Annotated in this window: 1 protein-coding gene; it reads right to left on the bottom strand. The window is 68.3% G+C overall.

The features are described from left to right. Positions 1–599 (bottom strand): ATP-binding protein (locus U9978_RS23185; protein ID WP_322763267.1); only part of this gene is annotated, 599 nt, incomplete at its 3' end. Positions 600–657 lie beyond the last annotated feature (58 nt).

Raw genomic sequence — 657 nt, forward strand, 5'->3', positions numbered from 1 at the left:
TTGAACGGGCTGGCGGTGCCGAGCCGATTCGGGTCGCCACCACTGGCGGCTTTGTAATCACGGACGTCGCGCAGCCCACACAACGCCACGGAAGCGGGAAACGCATGCGGACGATGACTGTAGCCGTCCCGAAGCTGGCGCAGGACGCTGATCAGACTCGCACCGCGCAACGCGTCGATCTCATCGAAGAACAACACCAGCGGCCGCGGACAGACCCGCGCCCACGCGGTAAGCGCCGACGCGAACAGGCTCGCGTCGGGCACGTCCGGCCAAGGCGGCGGACGCAGGTCCAGTGGCAACGCAATGTCGGCGTGGTCTCGGATCCTCTGGAGGATGCCGCGCTGCGCGGCGCCGAGATCATCACCGAGGGCCTCGCCGACCTCACAGGAAAAGTGCAACGCCGCGTACACGCCGCCGGCGGTCAGCTCCTCGGCCAGCGCCCGCAGCGTGGTCGTCTTCCCCGTCTGCCGCGGCGCATGCACCACGAAATAGCCCATCTGGGCGACCAGATCGGGTGCCTCCGGCAGCCGCCCCAACGCCGGAATCATGTAGTGGTACGCGGGCAGACACGGCCCCGCCGTGTTGAACCTGCGTCCCATGAGCCAGAACCCTCCGCACCATCGGACGACGACCGTCCCCGCCACTCTACGGTGCACC

The organism is Protofrankia sp. Cr2, from assembly GCF_963555885.1.
Taxonomy (GTDB): Bacteria; Actinomycetota; Actinomycetes; order Frankiales; family Frankiaceae; genus Protofrankia.